Source organism: Streptomyces sp. NPDC006294 (genome assembly GCF_042870895.1).
Classification (GTDB): domain Bacteria; phylum Actinomycetota; class Actinomycetes; order Streptomycetales; family Streptomycetaceae; genus Streptomyces.
In genome coordinates this window covers 141,853-159,995 of record NZ_JBIAHV010000015.1, presented here as the reverse complement: position 1 = coordinate 159,995, position 18,143 = coordinate 141,853, and the positions used below count along the sequence as shown (strand labels likewise).

Annotated in this window: 12 protein-coding genes; 6 read left to right on the top strand and 6 right to left on the bottom strand. The window is 72.6% G+C overall.

The features are described 5' to 3' along the window. Nucleotides 1-27: 27 nt before the first annotated feature. From ACFYOP_RS26030 to ACFYOP_RS26020, 3 genes are all read right to left on the bottom strand, one after another. Entirely contained in the window at nucleotides 28-1,596 is a 1,569-nt protein-coding gene (locus tag ACFYOP_RS26030) for a DUF5719 family protein (protein WP_356894116.1), read from the bottom strand. Further along, nucleotides 1,593-5,420: a glycosyltransferase gene (locus tag ACFYOP_RS26025; RefSeq protein ID WP_356894118.1), complete on the bottom strand. Its 3,828-nt coding sequence runs from the start codon at nucleotides 5,418-5,420 to the stop codon at nucleotides 1,593-1,595. The genes ACFYOP_RS26030 and ACFYOP_RS26025 overlap by 4 nt, the downstream gene beginning before the upstream one ends. Nucleotides 5,421-5,616: 196 nt before the next feature. After that, on the bottom strand, nucleotides 5,617-5,880 hold the full coding sequence (locus tag ACFYOP_RS26020) for a WhiB family transcriptional regulator (RefSeq protein WP_053557226.1): 264 nt from the start codon (nucleotides 5,878-5,880) through the stop codon (nucleotides 5,617-5,619). 645 nt (nucleotides 5,881-6,525) lie between these two features. On the opposite strand from ACFYOP_RS26020, the gene ACFYOP_RS26015 reads away from it, so the two are divergent. Genes ACFYOP_RS26015 through ACFYOP_RS26005 form a run of 3 tightly spaced genes read left to right on the top strand, consistent with a single transcriptional unit; the run spans nucleotide 6,526 to nucleotide 9,302 of the window. Further along, nucleotides 6,526-7,020, top strand: coding sequence for a cysteine dioxygenase family protein (locus ACFYOP_RS26015; protein WP_356894120.1), 495 nt, complete (start codon nucleotides 6,526-6,528; stop codon nucleotides 7,018-7,020). Nucleotides 7,021-7,050: 30 nt separating this feature from the next. Continuing rightward, complete coding sequence (cofD, locus tag ACFYOP_RS26010; protein ID WP_356894122.1) at nucleotides 7,051-8,007, top strand: 2-phospho-L-lactate transferase; 957 nt, start codon at nucleotides 7,051-7,053, stop codon at nucleotides 8,005-8,007. Continuing rightward, nucleotides 8,004-9,302 carry a coenzyme F420-0:L-glutamate ligase gene (locus ACFYOP_RS26005; protein ID WP_356894124.1) on the top strand — a complete coding sequence of 433 codons (1,299 nt, stop codon included), beginning with the start codon at nucleotides 8,004-8,006 and terminating at the stop codon, nucleotides 9,300-9,302. Before cofD ends, ACFYOP_RS26005 begins: the two co-directional genes overlap by 4 nt. A gap of 430 nt (nucleotides 9,303-9,732) precedes the next feature. Here ACFYOP_RS26005 and ACFYOP_RS26000 read toward each other — a convergent pair whose 3' ends face one another. The 3 genes from ACFYOP_RS26000 to ACFYOP_RS25990 all read right to left on the bottom strand — a co-directional run bounded on the left by ACFYOP_RS26000 (nucleotide 9,733) and on the right by ACFYOP_RS25990 (nucleotide 13,326). Next, a complete protein-coding gene (locus tag ACFYOP_RS26000) occupies nucleotides 9,733-10,713 on the bottom strand; it encodes a DNA-3-methyladenine glycosylase 2 family protein (RefSeq protein WP_356894126.1) in 981 nt (326 codons plus the stop codon). A 22-nt stretch (nucleotides 10,714-10,735) separates the two neighbouring features. Then, on the bottom strand, nucleotides 10,736-11,827 hold the full coding sequence (locus tag ACFYOP_RS25995; RefSeq protein WP_356894128.1) for an NDP-sugar synthase: 1,092 nt from the start codon (nucleotides 11,825-11,827) through the stop codon (nucleotides 10,736-10,738). Between the two features lie 92 nt (nucleotides 11,828-11,919). Next, the gene (locus tag ACFYOP_RS25990; RefSeq protein WP_356894130.1) at nucleotides 11,920-13,326 is read right to left on the bottom strand and encodes a peptidoglycan recognition protein; all 1,407 of its coding nucleotides are present in this window, start codon (nucleotides 13,324-13,326) and stop codon (nucleotides 11,920-11,922) included. A 138-nt stretch (nucleotides 13,327-13,464) separates the two neighbouring features. Here ACFYOP_RS25990 and ACFYOP_RS25985 point away from each other — a divergent pair, with 138 nt between their 5' ends. The 3 genes from ACFYOP_RS25985 to ACFYOP_RS25975 all read left to right on the top strand — a co-directional run bounded on the left by ACFYOP_RS25985 (nucleotide 13,465) and on the right by ACFYOP_RS25975 (nucleotide 18,101). Then, a complete protein-coding gene (locus ACFYOP_RS25985) occupies nucleotides 13,465-14,217 on the top strand; it encodes a TIGR03089 family protein (RefSeq protein ID WP_356894132.1) in 753 nt (250 codons plus the stop codon). Between the two features lie 343 nt (nucleotides 14,218-14,560). After that, nucleotides 14,561-16,099: an LCP family protein gene (locus ACFYOP_RS25980; protein WP_388452963.1), complete on the top strand. Its 1,539-nt coding sequence runs from the start codon at nucleotides 14,561-14,563 to the stop codon at nucleotides 16,097-16,099. A 220-nt stretch (nucleotides 16,100-16,319) separates the two neighbouring features. Then, entirely contained in the window at nucleotides 16,320-18,101 is a 1,782-nt protein-coding gene (locus tag ACFYOP_RS25975; RefSeq protein ID WP_356894136.1) for an LCP family protein, read from the top strand. The last annotated feature ends 42 nt before the right edge of the window (nucleotides 18,102-18,143 follow it).

Sequence of the window (18,143 nt, the reverse complement as noted above, 5' to 3'; positions counted from 1 at the left end):
CCCGACGCTCTGAGAGCCGGTCGGCCCTCAGTCGTCCAGCACCGAGAGGTCCTGCTCCGCCTCCGGCACCGCGACCGTCCCCCGGTCGTCCGGCAGCGTCTGCACGGTGAACATCGGGATGCCGTCCTCTGGGATCTCCAGCATCCGCGACGCGTGCACCGGGCCTCCGGACACCGTCTCCACCGTGAGCGCGTACGCGCCCTTGAGGCCGGTCGGCGCGGGTGCGGGGACCGCCGTCGTCGTGCCCGCCTTCACGGTGTACTCCTTGACGACCTGGGCGCCGCCCTCCGTGCCCGGGGACGCGGTCACCCTCACCTTCGCGTCCTTGTCCGGCGCCGTCAGTGACAGCTGGGAGCCCTTGGCGCGGTTGTCGGCGACCGTGGCGCGCTCGCCCACCGGCGCGGCGGCCGGGATGAACGCGATCTCCTTGTCGTCGCCCTTGCCGCGCGTCACGCGCAGCGCGGCCACCACCTCACTTGCCGTGCCGCCGTCCGCGGGGCTGAGGATCAGCGACCCCGGCTCGCCCCGGGTGACGTCCTTCAGGTCGACGCTCGCCGTCATCCCGGACTTGACGTGCAGCGTCTCGTGTCCGGCCGGGGTGATCGTGCCGGTGGCGCCCGCCAGCCGCACCTTCAGCTCCGCGTCGTTGTCCCCGGGGGCGAAGGCCACGAGCTGCACCGAGGTCGCGTCGGCCGGGATGCCGGGGAGGACGGCGGTGCCGGAGGGGTCGGCGGAGGCGCTGAGCCAGTCGCTGCCGACGTTCTCCTCCATGGACCGCACGACGGCCCCGACGCGGCCGGTGCGGGTGGTGACGTGCACGGTGACGTCCTCCGCCTTCGCGTCCGTGAGCGTCGACAGCAGCACCGGGACGCCGGTTCCGCCGGGGACCGGGATGCCTTCGGCCACGGCGCTCTTGAGGGCGCCGTCCTTGCCGTGGAGCTCGACGTCGACGACGGCGGTGGCCTCGTCCGGGTTGGTCAGGTGCACATAGTCCTGGCGCTTGTCGGCGAGCGAGGCGCCGGGGAACCAGAAGTCGGTGTCCGGCGCGGTGCAGCTGACGCCGAGCAGGCCGCGGCCGCTGCCCGCGGACACCGTGGTGGTCTGCTGCGCCGTCCAGCCGGGGGCGAGGCTGCCGGTGGCCGTGCCGACGAGCGCCGGGGCCTGGCCGCCGTCCTCGTCGGCGGAGACGGGCTTGCCGGGCTCCTTGAGGGCGAGGAAGGGCTTGTCGGGGGCGGGCTTCTTCGCGTCGTCCTCCTTGCCCTTCTTGTCACCGTCCTTGTCCGCGTCGGGATCAGGGTCGGCCAGGGTGACCGCCGACGGCCGCAGCTCGGCCGCGTCCGCCTCCGCGGCCTCCTCTCCGGACCTCTGCTTCGACGCGCCGCCCTTCGCGGCGGGCGTGAACGACGTGTACCGCGTCTCCGCCAGGTCCGAGGTACTGGGCGCCGGACACAGCAGGCTGGTGCGCTCGACGGGCAGGCGGACCGGAGCCGCGGCCGCCGGCTCGGTCTCGCCCCCGGGGGCCGTGAGCGAGGCGAAGCCGGTGACCGCGGCGAGGGCCGTGGCGACCGCGATCAGTGAGATGGTCGTGCGCTTCACTCTGACTCGCCTCGCGTCGTGCCGGGGGCTTGCGCCGGGGGTTCTGGGTACGGGTCGCCGTTCGGGGCGCCGTCGGGTCCGCCGTAGTACGGGTCGTACTGCCCGTCCTGCTGGTAGGAGCCGCCGGACTGGTACTGACCGTCGGTCCCGTACTGACCGTCCTGCGGGTACGGCTGGTACTGCTGCCCGTCGCCGTAGGACCCGCCCTGGTACTGGTCGCCCTGGTACTGGTCGCCCTGGTACTGGTCGCCCTGGTACTGGTCGCCCTGGTACGGCTGCTGGTACTGGGGGTCGCCGTACGTCCGGTCCCCGCCGTACTGCTGCTGCCCGTCGCCGTAGCCCTGCCCGTCGCCGTAGCCCTGGCCGTCCGCGTACGGGGCGTCCCGGTACCCGCCCTGGCCGTACGGCGTCCCGTAGCCGGTGTCGGTGTACGTCTGCGCGTCCCACTCGCCGGGCTGCTGCTGCGGCGGCACCGCCGCGTACGGCGCGGGCTGCTCCGCGCCCCGCGGGTCCGGTTGCGGCTCCACGGGCTCGCCGCCGGCTTCCGCCTCGGCGGCCTCGGTCTCCGCCTGGGCCCGCAGTCTGCGCGCCCTGCGGCCCTCGCCCGAGACCGGCTGGTCCGGTACGGCGACCGGCTCGTCCGGCAGGTCGTCGTCGATCTCCCGGCGCCGCCCGGGGAGGGCGAGCACCACCAGCACGAGTGCCAGGAAGCCCTGGGTCCAGATCCACGCCGTGTGCGTGGCGGGGGCCTCGAACGTCAGCTCCAGCCGACCGCCCTGCGCGGGCAGCTCGAAGCCCTGGGCCCAGCCGTCGACCGTGGTCTTCTTGAGCGGGCGTCCGTCGAGGGTGGCCTGCCAGCCCTCGTCGGCGCGGTCGGCGATGCGCAGGATGCGACCGGATCCGCCGACGGGGATCTTGGCGTGCGCCTCCACGGCGTCGGAGGCGACCGGCAGCGGTTCGTCCTCGCCGTTCACGATCGTGGCGCGGGCGACCTGGCGGTCCACCCGCCACAGCGCGCTGCCGTCGAGCTGACTGAGCCGGCTCAGTCCGGGTGTGGCGTCCAGGACGCTGCTGGTCTCGCGGGGGGCGCCGTCGCGCACCAGCACGTACCGGATCGCGTAGCCGCTGAGCTGGCTGGTCTGGTCGGCGCCGGAGCCCGCGACCAGGTTGGCGACGATCTTGTCGAGGCGGGCGTCGTCGCCTGCCGCCTCGGTGAGCTCCGCGTCGCCGAGGCGGCCGCCGGAGCCGCGTACGAGCGTGTACGAGACCTTGGCGGCCGAGGCGCCGCCGAGCACCAGGGTGCGCGGCTGGTCCTGGGTGTCGCTCTCCTCGGCGACGAACGCGGGCACCTGGACCGGGTCGCGCCGCTCGAGGGGGCCGCCCGCGCCGCTGACCATCCAGTTCGCCGCGGCGATGACGGGGGCCAGGCCGGCGGCCAGCGCGACGAGGGCGGCGACCGGCTGCCGCCAGCCGAAGCTCTGGGACGCGACACGGGTGCGGCCGCCCTCGGCGCCGAGCACGGCGGCCGCGAGCAGTGCGATGCCGTAGACGAGCGTCGCGGGGCCGGCCCAGCCGGTGCCGCCGTCACCGGAGCCGTTGACGAGGGCCGCGAGGACCAGGGCGACCAGCGCGACCGCCCAGGCGGCGCGGATCGCGAACTGCCGCTCCTCGCGCAGCAGGGCGCCCAGCGCGGCCAGCACGATGCCGATCATGAGGATGCCGCCGACGGTTCCCGGCCCGCCGGGGCTGATGCCGAGCAGGTCGGTGGCGCCGGCCGCGCCGCCGTCGTAGGCGAGTCCGGCCTCGCGGAAGAAGCCGGCGGGTCCGGTCAGCAGGGAGAGCGACCAGGGGGCGAGGACGAGCACGGGGGTGCCCACGGCGGCGACGAAACGAAGCCCGTAGGCCGTGATGTCGTCGCGCCGCAGCACCAGGACGGCGACGCCGAGGATCACGGCGATCGGCCACACGATCGGGGTGAACGCCATCGCGAAGGTGAGCAGCAGCGCGTACGCCCAGGTGGCCCGCCAGCTGCCGCGGCCGCCGCCCGTGACGCGCAGCCCGTGGGCGGCGACGGCCGTGCGGGCGATGAGCGGCAGTACGACGGCGAGGACGGCGGTGCCCAGCCGCCCGGTGGCCAGCGCGCCGGTGGCGGCGGGCAGGAAGGCGTAGGCGACGCTCGCCCAGGCCCGCAGCAGCCGGGACTCGACGATGGGCCGGGAGGCGAAGTAGGCGGTGAGGCCGGCGAGCGGGACCGAGCAGACGAGCAGCACGGTCAGCGCGAGGCCGGTGGAGCCGAGGAACAGCGCGGAGAGCACCGCGAGGACGGCGAGGTAGGGCGGCGCGGTCTGTGTGCCGCCGGTGCCGATGGGGTGCCAGCCGTCCGCGTACCGGCCCCAGAGGTCGAGGACGTCCGGGGGCGCGGGCAGCAGGGCGCCGCCGGCCAGTGCCCCGCCGGCGAAGAGTCCGCGGCAGGCCACGAGGGAGACGACGAGCAGCACGGCGAAGAGGAGCGGGGCCGGCTTGCGGGCGATCTTCTTGAGCCTGGCGAACTGCTCGATCTCCATGAAGTCGGCGTCGTCGCCACCGGGTCCGGATTCGACGGCGCCGTGGCGGGAGCCGCCCGAGTCCGCGTCGGAGCCACCGAAGTTGGAGACGACCTGCTCGATCGTGGCGCGGACCGTCGCGCCGGGCGGCGGGAACAGAGGCCGCAGTTCGGCGGCCTCGACCGCCCGCCGGGACCGTCTGCGCCGCCCGGCCAGGACGCGCTCGGGGCGCAGCAGTACCGCGAAGAGGCCCATGACCTCGTCGACGGCCTGCCCGGGCACCTTGCCGACGAGATAGGCGAGCGTGCGCAGCATGGTGCCGAGGACGACACGCAGCAGTACGTAGGGCAGCGCGGCCCCACGGGTGTTGGTGAGCAGGGTGTAGACCGCGCCCGCCTTGTCGACGCGGTGGGGGCCGGCGACGGACCGGCCGGCGCAGTCGACGGTGCGGCGCTCGCGGGCGGCGGCCTCCGCGTGCCGCAGCACGGCGTCGGGGGCGATGAGGACGCGGTGGCCGGCCGAGTGGGCGCGCCAGCACAGGTCGACGTCGTCGCGCATGAGGGGCAGCCGCCGGTCGAAGCCGCCGAGTTCCTCGAAGACGTCCCGGCGGATGAGCATGCCGGCGGAGGAGACGGACAGCACGGAGCGGACCTGGTCGTGCTGGCCCTGGTCCTGCTCGCGGCGGTCGAGTCCGGTCCAGCGGCGTCCGCTGTTGGCGATGGAGACGCCGGTCTCGAGGAGCTGCCTGCGGTCGTACCAGCCGCGCAGTTTGGGGCCGACGACCGCGGCGTACGCGTCGGAGTCGGCGACGCGGAGCAGCTCGGCGAGGGCGTCGGGCTCGGGCGAGCAGTCGTCGTGGAGGAGCCACAGCCACTGCACGGGCTCGCCGTGCGGCAGCTCGGGCATCTCGTATGCCTCGTCGTGCCAGGTCCTGGTGACCGGGTCCCAGCCGCTGGGCCGCTTCAGATACGGCAGGTCGTCGGCGGTGAGGACGCCGGCGGTGCGGACGGCCTCCTCGACGGCGGTGCCGAAGCCGGTGCGGCGGGCGAGGTGCAGTACGCGGTCGGCGCCGAGGGCGTCGGTGAGCAGCTGCGCGGACTCGTCGGCGCTGCCGGTGTCGGCCGCGACGACGTTCTGCACGGGGCGTTCCTGGCCGATCAGTCCGGCGAGGGCGTCGGGGAGCCAGCGTGCGCCGTCGTGGGAGACGAGCACGGCGGTGACGACGTGCCGCGGGAACTCGGGCGCGGCTGCCGGGACAAACGCGGCTGTGGTGGCGGACATTGAGGTACGGGCCCTCCGGCCGGGGTCGCCCCGTAGGGGCTGTGGTGCGTCACGGACGGGGCCCCACACTAACGGCTGACATGTCGACGGTCCGCAGCCTGTGGACAACCCACAGACGGCGGACCGTTCGTTATGCACCTGGTTGACGCGGTTGTGCCGTTTCGCCGGACGAGCGGGCTGCCGAGCGGGCGGCGGTTCAGACGGCGGCCTTCTTGAGCCGCCGGCGCTCCCGCTCGGAGAGTCCGCCCCAGATTCCGAATCTCTCGTCGTTGTTCAGGGCGTATTCGAGACACTCGGAGCGGACCTCGCAGGCGAGGCAGACCTTCTTGGCCTCGCGGGTGGAGCCGCCCTTCTCGGGGAAGAAGGACTCGGGATCGGTCTGGGCGCACAACGCGCGCTCCTGCCAGCCGAGTTCCTCGTCCGCGTCCTCGACCAGCAGTTGTTCGAACAGCTCGGTCATGTGCGCCCCTCGTCTGTCTTTTTGCGTCCCCGTGATGTTGCCGCGATCGATTTCGGCCGAACGACACGAGTGAAATTACAAGTGTGTAGCTCCGGGCCAGTCAAGCTGAGATCTGCTATTGGGCCCGGTATTCACTCTGCGGAACCAAGGCTATGCGGAAAGTGTGCAAATCACCAAAAAGGTGACACATGCCAGCGGCCTGCTCCACACCCCCGCCACCCTCGAAGGGGAAGACGCCACAGAGCTCGATCTTGTTTCGGTCGAACCCCCGAAGCGATCCGGATCACAGTCCGATCACTTCGAGCCGCCGTGACGTTTACAGACGGAGTTGCTGCCGCATGTCTCCGCCTCCCCGACTGCACAAACCTTTCTCCGTCGCCCGTGACCGGAAAAGGTGAAACATTGCCGCCAAATCGGTCATTGGGTTGACAGTGGACGAGCGGACAAGTCACCTTTGATCCCATGCCAGCGACCTCAGCGCCCCTCGCGACCCGCCACCGCGGGTTCCGCAGCGCTGTCCAGGCGCGCTGTTGCTGTTGCTGTTCCAGCTGTTGATGCCTCCGAGCTCCGGCTTCTTCCCGCACCCTGTGTCACCTTTCCGCTCTGCGACACCCCATGCACTCCTGCTGAGGAACCCCCGCACCCATGAACAGCGACAGCGACCTCCAGATCGCCGGCGACATCCTGGCCGTCCAGCACCTGCTCCAGCCCGCCCGTGAGCATCCGGCCACCGTGGCCGAGTTCGCCGGCCTCGCCCGCTCCATCGCCGCCGACCGCGGACAGTGGGAGCACCTCGTCGAGTACGACGCCACCTCCCGCTGGTACCACCGGCTGCGCACCGGCCCCGGCTACGAGGTGTGGCTGCTCAGCTGGGTCCCCGGCCAGGGCAGCGGTCTGCACGACCACGGCCCCTCATCCGGAGTGCTCACCGTCCTCCAGGGCGAACTGACCGAGCGCACCGAGCACGGCGAGCGCTCGCTGAACTCCGGTTCCCAGAGGGTCTTCGCACCGGGCTACGCACACGAGGTCGTCAACGACGCCCTCGAACCGGCCGTGAGCCTGCACGTCTACTACCCGGGCCTGACCGAGATGCCGATGCACACCGCCGCCAGCTGCACCACCGAGGCCGTTCCCGTCTGACGCCCCCGACGGACCTGCAAGGATGGCGGCATGCGCATTGTGGTTCTGGCCGGCGGTATCGGCGGCGCCCGTTTCCTCCGCGGTCTCAAGCAGGCCGCGCCCGAAGCGGACGTCACGGTGATCGGCAACACCGGTGACGACATCCATCTCTTCGGCCTCAAGGTCTGCCCCGACCTCGACACCGTGATGTACACCCTCGGCGGTGGCATCAACGAGGAACAGGGCTGGGGCCGCCAGGACGAGACCTTCCAGGTCAAGAGCGAACTCGCGGCCTACGGCGTGGGCCCCGAATGGTTCGGCCTCGGCGACCGCGACTTCGCCACCCACATCGTCCGTACCCAGATGCTGAGCGCCGGCTATCCGCTCAGCGCCGTCACCGAGGCGCTCTGCGACCGGTGGCAGCCGGGCGTACGGCTGCTGCCGATGTCCGACGACCGGGTGGAGACCCACGTCGCCGTGACGACCGACGGCGAGCGCAAGGTCATCCACTTCCAGGAGTACTGGGTGCGGCTGCGGGCGTCCGTGGCGGCGGAGGCGGTCGTGCCGGTCGGCGCGGACCAGGCCAAGCCCGCGCCCGGAGTGCTGGAGGCCATCGCCTCCGCGGACGTGATCCTCTTCCCGCCGTCCAACCCCGTCGTCAGCGTCGGCACCATCCTCGCCGTACCCGGCATCCGCGAGGCCATCGCCGAAGCGGGCGTACCGGTCGTCGGCCTCTCCCCCATCGTCGGCGGCGCGCCCGTGCGCGGCATGGCCGACAAGGTGCTCGCCGCGGTGGGCGTCGAGGCGACCGCGGCGGCCGTCGCCCGGCACTACGGCTCCGGGCTGCTCGACGGCTGGCTCGTCGACACCGCCGACGAGGCCGCGGTCCCGGGCGTCGAGGAGGCGGGCATCGTCTGCCGGGCCGTGCCGCTGATGATGACCGACGTGGACGCGACCGCGGAGATGGCGCGAGCCGCGCTGGCGCTGGCCGAGGAGGTACGGGCGTGAGCCCGGCCTCGTACCGGGTCTGGGCGCTGCCCGGACTCGGCGAGGTCCGGCCCGGCGACAACCTCGCCAAGCTGATCGCCGCGACGTCGCCCGCGCTGGCCGACGGGGACGTGCTCCTCGTCACCTCCAAGATCGTCAGCAAGGCGGAGGGCAGGATCGTCGAGGCGACGGACCGCGAGGCCGCGATCGACGCGGAGACCGTCCGGGTCGTGGCCCGGCGCGGCCCCCTGCGCATCGTCGAGAACCGGCAGGGCCTGGTGATGGCGGCCGCCGGGGTCGACGCCTCCAACACCCCCGCCGGGACCGTGCTGTTGCTGCCCGAGGACCCCGACGCCTCCGCGCGTGCGATCCGTGCAGGGCTGCGCGACGAACTGGGCGTCGACATCGGCGTCGTCGTCACCGACACCTTCGGCCGGCCCTGGCGGGCCGGGCTCACCGACGTCGCGATCGGCGCGGCGGGCGTACGCGTCCTCGACGACCTGCGCGGCGGCACCGACACCCACGGCAATCCGCTGGGCGCGACCGTGGTCGCCACCGCCGACGAACTCGCCGCCGCCGGCGACCTGGTGAAGGGCAAGACCAGCGGACTGCCGGTCGCCGTCGTACGCGGCCTGCCGCACGTCGTCGCCGACACCGACGACGGCGCGAGCGCGCTGGTCCGCGGCGCGGCCGACGACATGTTCCGGCTGGGCACCTCGGAGGCCGTACGGGAGGCGGTGACGCTGCGCCGTACGGTGCGGGAGTTCACCGACGAGCCGGTGGACGGCGGCGCGGTCCGGCGCGCGGCCGCGGCCGCGGTGACGGCGCCGGCGCCGCACCACACGACGCCGTGGCGCTTCGTCCTGCTCGAATCGGCGGCGTCACGGCTGCGGCTCCTCGACGCGATGCGCGACGCGTGGATCGCGGACCTGCGGCGCGACGGCAAGTCCGAGGAGTCCATCGCGAAGCGCGTCCGCCGCGGGGACGTCCTGCGCAACGCGCCCTACTTGGCGGTGCCGTGCCTCGTGACCGACGGCGCGCACACCTACGGCGACGAGCGCCGGGACGCCGCCGAACGCGAGATGTTCGTCGTCGCGGCGGGCGCCGGCGTGCAGAACTTCCTGGTCGCGCTGGCGGGTGAGCGGCTGGGGTCGGCGTGGGTGTCCTCGACGATGTTCTGCCGGGACGTGGTGCGGGAGGTGCTGTCGCTGCCGGAGGGGTGGGATCCGATGGGGGCGGTCGCGATCGGTCATGCGGCGGGGGCGCCGAAGGCGCGGGCGGTGCGGGGGGCTTCGGAGTTCATCGAGGTGCGGTGAGGTGGGCGGGGGGGTGGCGCCTGCGGCGGGCTTGTTCCCCTACCCGCCCCTTCCCGAAGCCGGGGCAAGCCCCGGACCCCGTACCGCCCTGCGGGCGGGGTGCGGGCCGGGCTCCGCCCAGGCCCGGTACCGCGCTCCGCGCGGTGGCCTCAATCGCCGGCCGGGCTGGAAATGCCGCTGCGCGGCACCCAGCCCGAGCCGGGCACATCCAGCCCCGCCGGCGATTGAGGCGCGGGGCTCGACCAGACCGGCAAGCACCCAGCCCCCGCGGGTGCCTGAGGCACGGGGCGTGTGGCCCGGCAACTTCAGCCCCGCCGGCGATTGAGGCGCGGGGCTCGGGGCAGCGCCCCGACGAGACCGGCAAGCTCCCAGCCCCGCCGGCGATTGAGGCGCGGGGGCCCGGGGGCGGCAGCGCCCCCGGGCAGCGGGGTCACCACTGGGCGATGTCGACGCGGCGCATCTTCGGCTCGCGGCGCGGTGGGATGCGGCCCGCGAGGAGGATCAGGCGGGCCGCGCGGTGGCGCTGGCCCGCGTAGGGGGACAGCAGCTCCAGCATCGCCGCGTCGTCCGTGTCGCGCTCGCCCGCGAGCGCGTAGCCGACGATCCTCGGCAGGTGCAGATCGCCGACCGTGACCGCGTCGGCAGCGCCGTTGCTGCGCTGGATGACCTCCGCAGACGTCCACGGGCCGATGCCGGGGATCAACTCCAGCCGGGCCATGCCCTGTTCGGGCGTCATCGCCGCCGCTTCCTCCAGTCGGCGCGCCACCTTCACCGCGCGCAGGATCGTCGACGCGCGCTTGTGGTCGACGCCGGCGCGGTGCCACTCCCAGGAGGGGATGAGCGCCCAGGTGCGCGGGTCCGGCATGACGTACATGCCGTGGTCGGGGCCCGGCGCCGGTTCGCCGTGCGTGCGGACCAGCAGCCGCCAGGCCCGGTATGCCTCGTCCGTGGTGATCTTCTGCTCGAGGACCGACGGGATCAGGGACTCCAGCACCAGTCCGGTCCGCAGCAGCCGCAGCCCCGGCCGGCGGTGCCGCGCCGCGGCGACCAGCCGGTGCCGCGGGGTGAACGTCTCGGGGTCGTCCGCCGCCCCGAGCAGGCCGGGCAGCCCGTCGAGCAGCCACTCCGCGCCCGGCCCCCACGCCTCGGCCTCGACGGCGCCGGCCCGCATCGTGACCCGGAGCGTGCCCGGACCGGCGGGTGTGCGGCTGGCGCGCCAGACGGAGCCGTCGGGCGTCGTATGGAAGGTCGGGTCGGCCGGGCCGCGCCGCAGCGGGCCGAGAGTCAGGCCGAGGTCGAGCGGCCACGGCGGCGCCCACCGACGGGTACGGCAAGCGACGGCGGGGGTCGCGTGCGCCGCGTCACCGCGTACGGTGGCGCGGCTCGTACCCGGTCGGAAGCGCCCTGCCATGCGGCCAGGCTACTGGTCGCCCCTACTGGTCGGAGGAGAAACGGATCGCGCCCGCCGGGAGCACCGCGTCGCACCACACCCGCGCGCCGTCCCTCAACTCGTTGTCCTCGCCCACGACCGCGCCGTCCCCGACGACCACGCCGGACAGGACCGTACGCGCCCCGATGCGCGCGCCGGCGCCGACGAGTGAGTCGGAGATCACGGCACCGGGCTCGACGACCGCGCCGGCCAGGACCGTGCTGCCGTCGATCCTGGCGTCCTCGCCGACCTGTGCGCCCTCGCAGACGGCCGTGCCGCCGGTGAGTTTCGCGCCGGGCGCCACCGTCGCGGACGGCAGCACCAGCCGGTCGCCGCGCCGGCCGGGCACGGCGGGGGACGGGGCGCGGCCGAGCACCAGGTCGGCGGAGCCGCGTACGAAGGCGTGCGGGGTGCCGAGGTCGAGCCAGTACGTGGAGTCGACCATGCCCTGGAGGTGCGCCCCGGAGCTCAGCAGCTCGGGGAACGTCTCCCGTTCGACGGAGACGGGCCGGCCCGCCGGGATCGAGTCGATGACGGAACGCCGGAACACATAGGCGCCGGCGTTGATCTGGTCGGTGACGATCTCCTCGGGCGTCTGCGGCTTCTCCAGGAACGCCGTGACGCGCCCGGTCGCGTCCGTCGGCACCAGGCCGAAGGCCCGCGGGTCGTCGACACGGGTCAGGTGGAGGGAGACGTCGGCGCCGGCGGAACCGTGGGTGTCGACGAGGGCCTTGATGTCGAGTCCGGTGAGGATGTCCCCGTTGAAGACGAGGACCGGGTCGTCGGGGCCGGACCGCAGTCGGGAGGCGACGTTGCGGACGGCTCCGCCGGTGCCGAGTGGTTCCTCCTCCGTCACGTACTCCAGGTGCAGTCCGAGCGAGGAGCCGTCGCCGAAGTACGGCTCGAAGACCTCGGCCAGATAGGAGGTGGCGAGGACTATGTGCTCGACGCCCGCGGCCCGGGCCCGTGCCAGCTGGTGGGTGAGGAAGGGGACGCCGGCCGCCGGAACCATCGGCTTCGGGGTACGGACGGTGAGCGGACGCAGCCGGGTGCCCTTGCCGCCGACCAGGAGAATCGCTTCTTGGGCCAGGTTCAATGCGTTCTCTGCTTCCTGCTGGGGCCGGGCGCGGTCGCGATGTGACCGGCCAGTTTACGAGTCGCGCGGATGGCGCCCGGCCCCGTCCCCGGTCAGCGGCCCTGAAGCTTGGCCGACGCCGTTCTGGCAGACCCGAGCTTGCCGTAGAGACGGCTTCCCGGGCAGTCCGTTGCGTATCCGTCACGGTGTCCGGAAATGGCGTTGAGCTTGACCTTCACGCCCTTGGCGTACTTGCCGCTGCCGGCCGAGGTGAGCGTCACCGTGCCCTTCGGGTTGATCCCGTGCAGCCCCAGCTTCCACGCGGTCAGCTTGGCCACGGCGGTCACCGCTGCCTCGGGCGGATTGGAGGAACTGTACGTGCCGAGTACGGCGATTCCGGTGCTGTTCGTGTTGAAACCCAGGGTGTGCGCACCGAGCACGGGCTTGGCCACGCCTCCTGCCCGGCCTTCGTAGATTTTTCCGCATTTGTCGACGGCGAAGTTGTAGCCGATGTCGCGCCAGCCGCTGCTCTTGACGTGGTAGCGGTAGATACTGCGGATGACGGAAGGGGCCTGCGCGCAGGTGTAGTTGTTGCCGGTGGCGCTGTGGTGAACGAACGCGGCCTTCACCGAGCTCGTGTAGACGAACTGCTTCTCGCGCCACGACTCGTCGGCGCCCCATCCCTTGCGGGTGACGATGCCGGGCCTCGGTCCGATGTACGGCTTGGCGCCGGCCGCGAGGTCACCCGCGAGCAGGTCGCCGGCCGCCGCGGCCTCGGCCTCCGTGTCGGCCTGGTTGAGGGCGGGGATCAGGATGCCCCCGAGCGGACCGCGTCCGGCGGCGGGCTCGGCACCGGGGTTCTCGGGGTTCTGCGGGTTCCCGACGGCCGGGTCCGGGGTCGCGACGGCCGGGTCGGCGCCCGCGGCCCCGGCCGGCGTCGTGCCGGTCGACTGACCGACGCCCGCCGGGTCGTCGCCGGGATCGACGAGTTCGAGGCGCAGCCCCTCGGGCAGTTCGCTGGAACTGCCGTCGGCCGCGCGTACGCGCACCTCCACGCCGTCCGACGGGCCCACCCACAGCGGGGCGGTGGACCCGCGCACCGTACGAGACGCGCTCTCGGCGGTGCCCGGGTCGGCCGCGTGCTCCGAGTTGTGGGTCTCGACGTGCTGCCAGTCGGACCACATGCCGGAGCCGACGGAGCGGGTGCGTACTTCGACGATGCCCTCGAGTTCGGTGAGCGCGTCCTCCCAGACCACGCCGACGAGGGAGAAGGGGTCGACGTCCTGTTCGGGAAGGCCCTGTTCACGATGTCCTTGACCGGTGGTGCCGTGGGAGCGTTCCGAGGGGGCCGCGCCGCGGGGCTCCAGCGGCAGGGACTGGGTCGAACCGGGCACGTCCGGGGCCTGTGCGACGGCGGCGGCCGGCAGGGGCGCGGCGAACGCGCCGGAAGCGAGCGGAAGCGGGAGGACGAGCGCGGTCGCGCACGCCACTCCGACGGAAGAAGCCAGGTATCCACGCATGGGAAGGATCCTGGGTCGGCTCAGCGCGCCGCGCTCGCCGGGAAACCTCCGAAAAGCTGACGCCCCATCGGCCCGATGGGAGCACACCGTCACCCGAGCGGCCGCCCCCGCCGCGGGCGGCCGCGTACGCTTGCGCGGATGAACGCCAGCGACCGTACCCCTGCCGACCTGCTGCGATCCGCGCTCGCCGCGGACCCCGCGCGCCCCTTGGTCACCTTCTACGACGATGCCACCGGTGAGCGCGTCGAATTGTCCGTCGCCACCTTCGCCAATTGGGTGGCGAAGACGGCGAATCTGCTCCAGGGCGACCTCGCCGCCGGACCGGGCGACCGGCTCGCGCTGCTGCTGCCGGCGCACTGGCAGAGCGCTGTCTGGCTGCTGGCCTGTTCTTCCGTCGGGGTGGTCGCGGACGTCGGCGGTGACGCGGCGCGCGCGGACGTCGTGGTGGCCGGGCCCGGGCAGTTCGACGCGGGGCTCGCCTGCGGCGGCGAGCGGATCGCCCTGTCGCTGGCGCCGATGGGCCGCCGCTTCCCCACGCCGCCGGCCGGTTACGCCGACTACGCGGTCGAAGTCCCGGGCCAGGGCGACCGGTTCGCCCCGTACGCGCCGGTCGGTCCGGACGAGCCCGCGCTCGTCGTCGGTGACATCGAGATGACCGGCGCCGAACTGGTGGGGCGGGCACGGGCGGACGCGGACCGGCTCGGCCTCGGGCCGGGGTCGCGGCTGCTGTCGGGGAAGTCGTACGACTCCTGGGACGGACTGTCGGCCGGGCTGTTCGCGCCGTTGGCTTCCGGCGGCTCCGTGGTCCTGTGCCGGAATCTGGGCGAGTTGTCCGAGGACGGACTGGCGAAGCGGGTCGAGAGCGAGCGGGTCACCGGCACTGCGGTATGACAAGCCTCGGACCTGCACTCGTGTGGCCCACAACCGGGTCGAGCCCTCCCCCTCCGGCGGCCGTGTGCGGTGGATGATCGGCGACGAACGTGCTTCAACGCACAACCAAGCGCCGGGCTCAGCCGTCTAGACCAGCGATCGGCGGCCCAGCGCGCCGCCGACGCCATGAAGGATGGACGCACACGTGACGGACAAGGCCGGCACCGGGTCCGCGGGGTCCGCCGCGGCGGACGAGGACGCCGACCCCGAGCGCCCGGCAGCCACCCGGCCCGCCATCGCGGGATCCGCTGCCGCGGACGAGGGCGGCACGCCCGAAGTCGCTGCGGGGTCCGACGCGGCGGACATGAGCGAGGGCGACACGGCCGGCACCGGCGCGGACGGACCCGCGGGCGCCGCGCCCTCCTCCGGGACCGCCGACCCGGCCGGCGCCGGTGAGGGCCGCAAGGCGGGCACCGGCAAGCCCCTCGGCCGCGAGGACGGCACCGGCGCGGGCCCGGAGTGGGGCGGCCGCGGGCCGGACACCGAACCGAACGCAGCCGCAGGCGGCCCCGACGGCGGGGACGCCGGCCGGAGCGGCCCCGGTGACACGGCCGAACCCCGCGAGAGCGACCCCGGTGGCGGAGGCGAACCCAACGACGTCGGCAAGGGCGGACCTGACGCCGGCGGAACCGGTGGCGGCCCCAACGGCGGCCGCCCCGGAACGGGCGGACCCGGTGACGAGGACGGACCCGGTGACGGCGCCGCCAAACACCGGCGGCACTGGATGCGATGGGCCGCGCTCGGGCTGTCGCTCGCGCTCCTCGCCGCCGCCGGCGCCGGCTGGTGGTTCTACCGGAAGCTCGACGGCAACATCACCACCGACACCACCGCCGCCGCCGAGCTCAAGACGTACGAGAAGGAACGCCCCACCCCCGTCGTCGCCGGCGCGCAGAACATCCTGCTCCTCGGCTCCGACACCCGCGCCGGTGCGGGCAACAGCAAGTACGGCCGTGACGAGAACGACGGGAGCCAGCGTTCCGACACCACGATCCTGTTGCACATCGCGGCCGACCGTAAGAGCGCCACGGCCATGTCGATCCCGCGCGACCTGGTGGTCACGATCCCCAGCTGCGGCAAGGGGGACGACGGTGACGGCGGCGGCGACCGTACGAAGGAGCGGGTCGCGCAGTTCAACTGGGCGTTCCAGTTCGGCGGGGCGGCCTGCACGATCCGTACCGTCGAGAAGTTCACCGGCATCCGTATCGACCACCACATGGTGATCGACTTCCGGGGCTTCAAGGACATGGTGAACGCCGTCGACGGCGTCGAGGTGTGTCTGACGGAGCCGATCGACGACAAGGACGCGCGGCTGAAGCTGCCGGCGGGGCCGCAGACGCTCCACGGCGAGGAGGCGCTCGGCTTCGTCCGGGCGCGCAAGACGCTGGGCAACGGCAGTGACACCGCGCGGATGGAGCGGCAGCAGCAGTTCCTGGGCGCGCTGGTCAAGAAGGTGCAGAGCAACGGCGTGCTGCTCAATCCGACGCGGCTGTATCCGGTGCTCGAAGCGGCGACCAAGTCGATCACCACCGACCCGGGTCTGGACTCACTCAGGGACCTTTATGACCTGACTCGATCGATTCGCAGCATTCCAACGGAAAAAGTCCAATTTCTCACCGTTCCCCGGCAGCCTCATTCCGCAGACCCGAATCGGGACGAACTTGTCCAGCCCGAAGCCGGCCAGCTTTTCGAGAGTCTGCGCGAGGACGAACCCGTCACCGTCGAGCCGACCGACGAGCAGGACGACGCCGAGGCCAGCGGGGAGCCGGATGCGCAGGGGACCACTGGGCCGAGTCCGACACCCACTTTCCCCGGCACCAATGCCGCCGAAGACATGTGCAAGTAAAGCGATGGCCAAACCGAAGCGGAGAGTATTGACGGAATGGGCGGATTGCCCGGTTGTAAGGAGCGTGGAATTTGTCACGGGCGTCGCTCGACGCTGAACTGGGCGGATAGTGTGACGCGATCCGGTGCTTCCGACCCTGTGTCGCGCACTGCTGGATCGATGGACCGAGCGCCTGCGGGGGAGGCGCCTCGCGTGGCACCGACGGAGGACTCAAGCAACCGTGGATGCGCAAAGCCGTGGGCAGGCGGACGAGATCGACCCCGCCGACCAATGGGTACTCAACCCGCAGACCGGCAACTACGAACTGCGACTGGACCAATCCGCACCGCAGTCGATCCCCTCCGTCAGAGGCTCCCGGTCCAGAGGCGCGGGTCCCCGCGGAGCCGCGGCGACCGACGGCGGTGACGTCGCCACGCAGCAGACGACGGCCCGAACCGGTACCCGGCGCCGTACGGCCACTCCGGCCACCGAGGTCCCCGGCCAGCGCAGCCGTCGCGCCGGTGACACGTCCGGCGGCCGGGCGGCGCAGCAGCAGGCGGGCCGCCGCAAGCGCAAACAGGCCAAGTCGCGCAAGAAGAAGGTGCTGCTGTGGACGGGCGGCACCCTCGCGCTCGTGACGGCCGCCACCGCGACCGCCGGTTATCTCTACCTCGAGCATCTGAACTCGAACATCACGTCCGTCTCGGACGACGGTGCCGGCACCGGCGGCTTCAGCAAGGACCGGGCGATCAACATCCTGCTGATCGGCACGGACAAGCGGACCGGCGACGGCAACGAGGGCTACGGCGACAAGAACAGCCCCGGCCACGCCGACACCACGGTGCTGCTGCATGTGTCGAAGGACCGCACCAACGCGACGGCACTGAGCATCCCGCGTGACCTGATCACCGACATCCCCGACTGCCCGACCACCCAGGACGACGGCAGCACCAAGGTCATCCCGGGCCAGCGGGACGTGCGTTTCAACATCAGCCTCGGTCAGTCGGGCCGTACGCCGAGCTGCACCATGCGGACGGTCACCGACATAACGGGCATCAAGCCGGACCACTTCATGGTGGCCGACTTCAACGCGGTCAAGACCCTGACCTCGGCGGTCGGCGGTGTTCCCATCTGCCTCGCGAAGGACGTCAACGACCCGGACTCGCACCTGAAGCTGCCGGCGGGCGAGCACGAGATAGAGGGCGAGGAGGCCCTCGCCTTCGTCCGGACACGGCATTCGTTCGGCAACCAGGGCGACCTCGACCGCATCAAGATCCAGCAGCAGTTCCTCAGTTCGCTGATGCGCAAACTGAAGTCGAACGACACGCTCACCAGCCCGTCGAAGCTGTTCAAGCTGGCGGAGGCGGGCACCGAGGCACTGACCGTCGACTCGAAGATCGACGATGTCTTCAAACTCCGCGACCTGGGTCTGGAGCTCGGCAAGTTCGACATGAAGAACCTGACCTTCGCCACCGTGCCGGTCGTCGACAACCCGAACGAGCCCCGACCGGTCACGGTCGTCCTCAACGAGGCCAAGGCCGAACAGCTGTTCACGATGGTCCGTGAGGACGTCTCCCTCACCGAGGTCGAGCAGCAGAAGAAGGAGGCCAAGAACAAGCAGAACGCCCTCCTCAAGGGCACCAGGGCCGAGGCGTCCGACGTCCGCGTCGACGTCCTCAACGGCGGCGGCCCGACGGGTGCCGCGCAGAAGACGCTCGACTGGCTGCAGAACACCGAAGGCGTGATGAAGTCCGCCAACAAGGGGAACGCGACGGCGGACGTCCCCAGGACGACGCTGGAGTACGCGCCCAACCAGGCCGACCAGGCCCGCAGGCTCGCGGACCTGATGGGTCTGCCGGCTGCCGCGCTGAAGCCCGGCACCGTGGACGCTGAGGGCCTGGCGGCGATGACGCTGACGATCGGGCCCGACTTCAAGGGGGCAGGGGTGCCCATCACGGGTCCGGCGAAGCTGCCGGACGACGTGACGCGAGTGGAAGCCGACAAGAAGATCTGCGCCAAGTGACGTCGCAAGGACGGCTCATGGCGCGGGCCTGAATACGGGGGG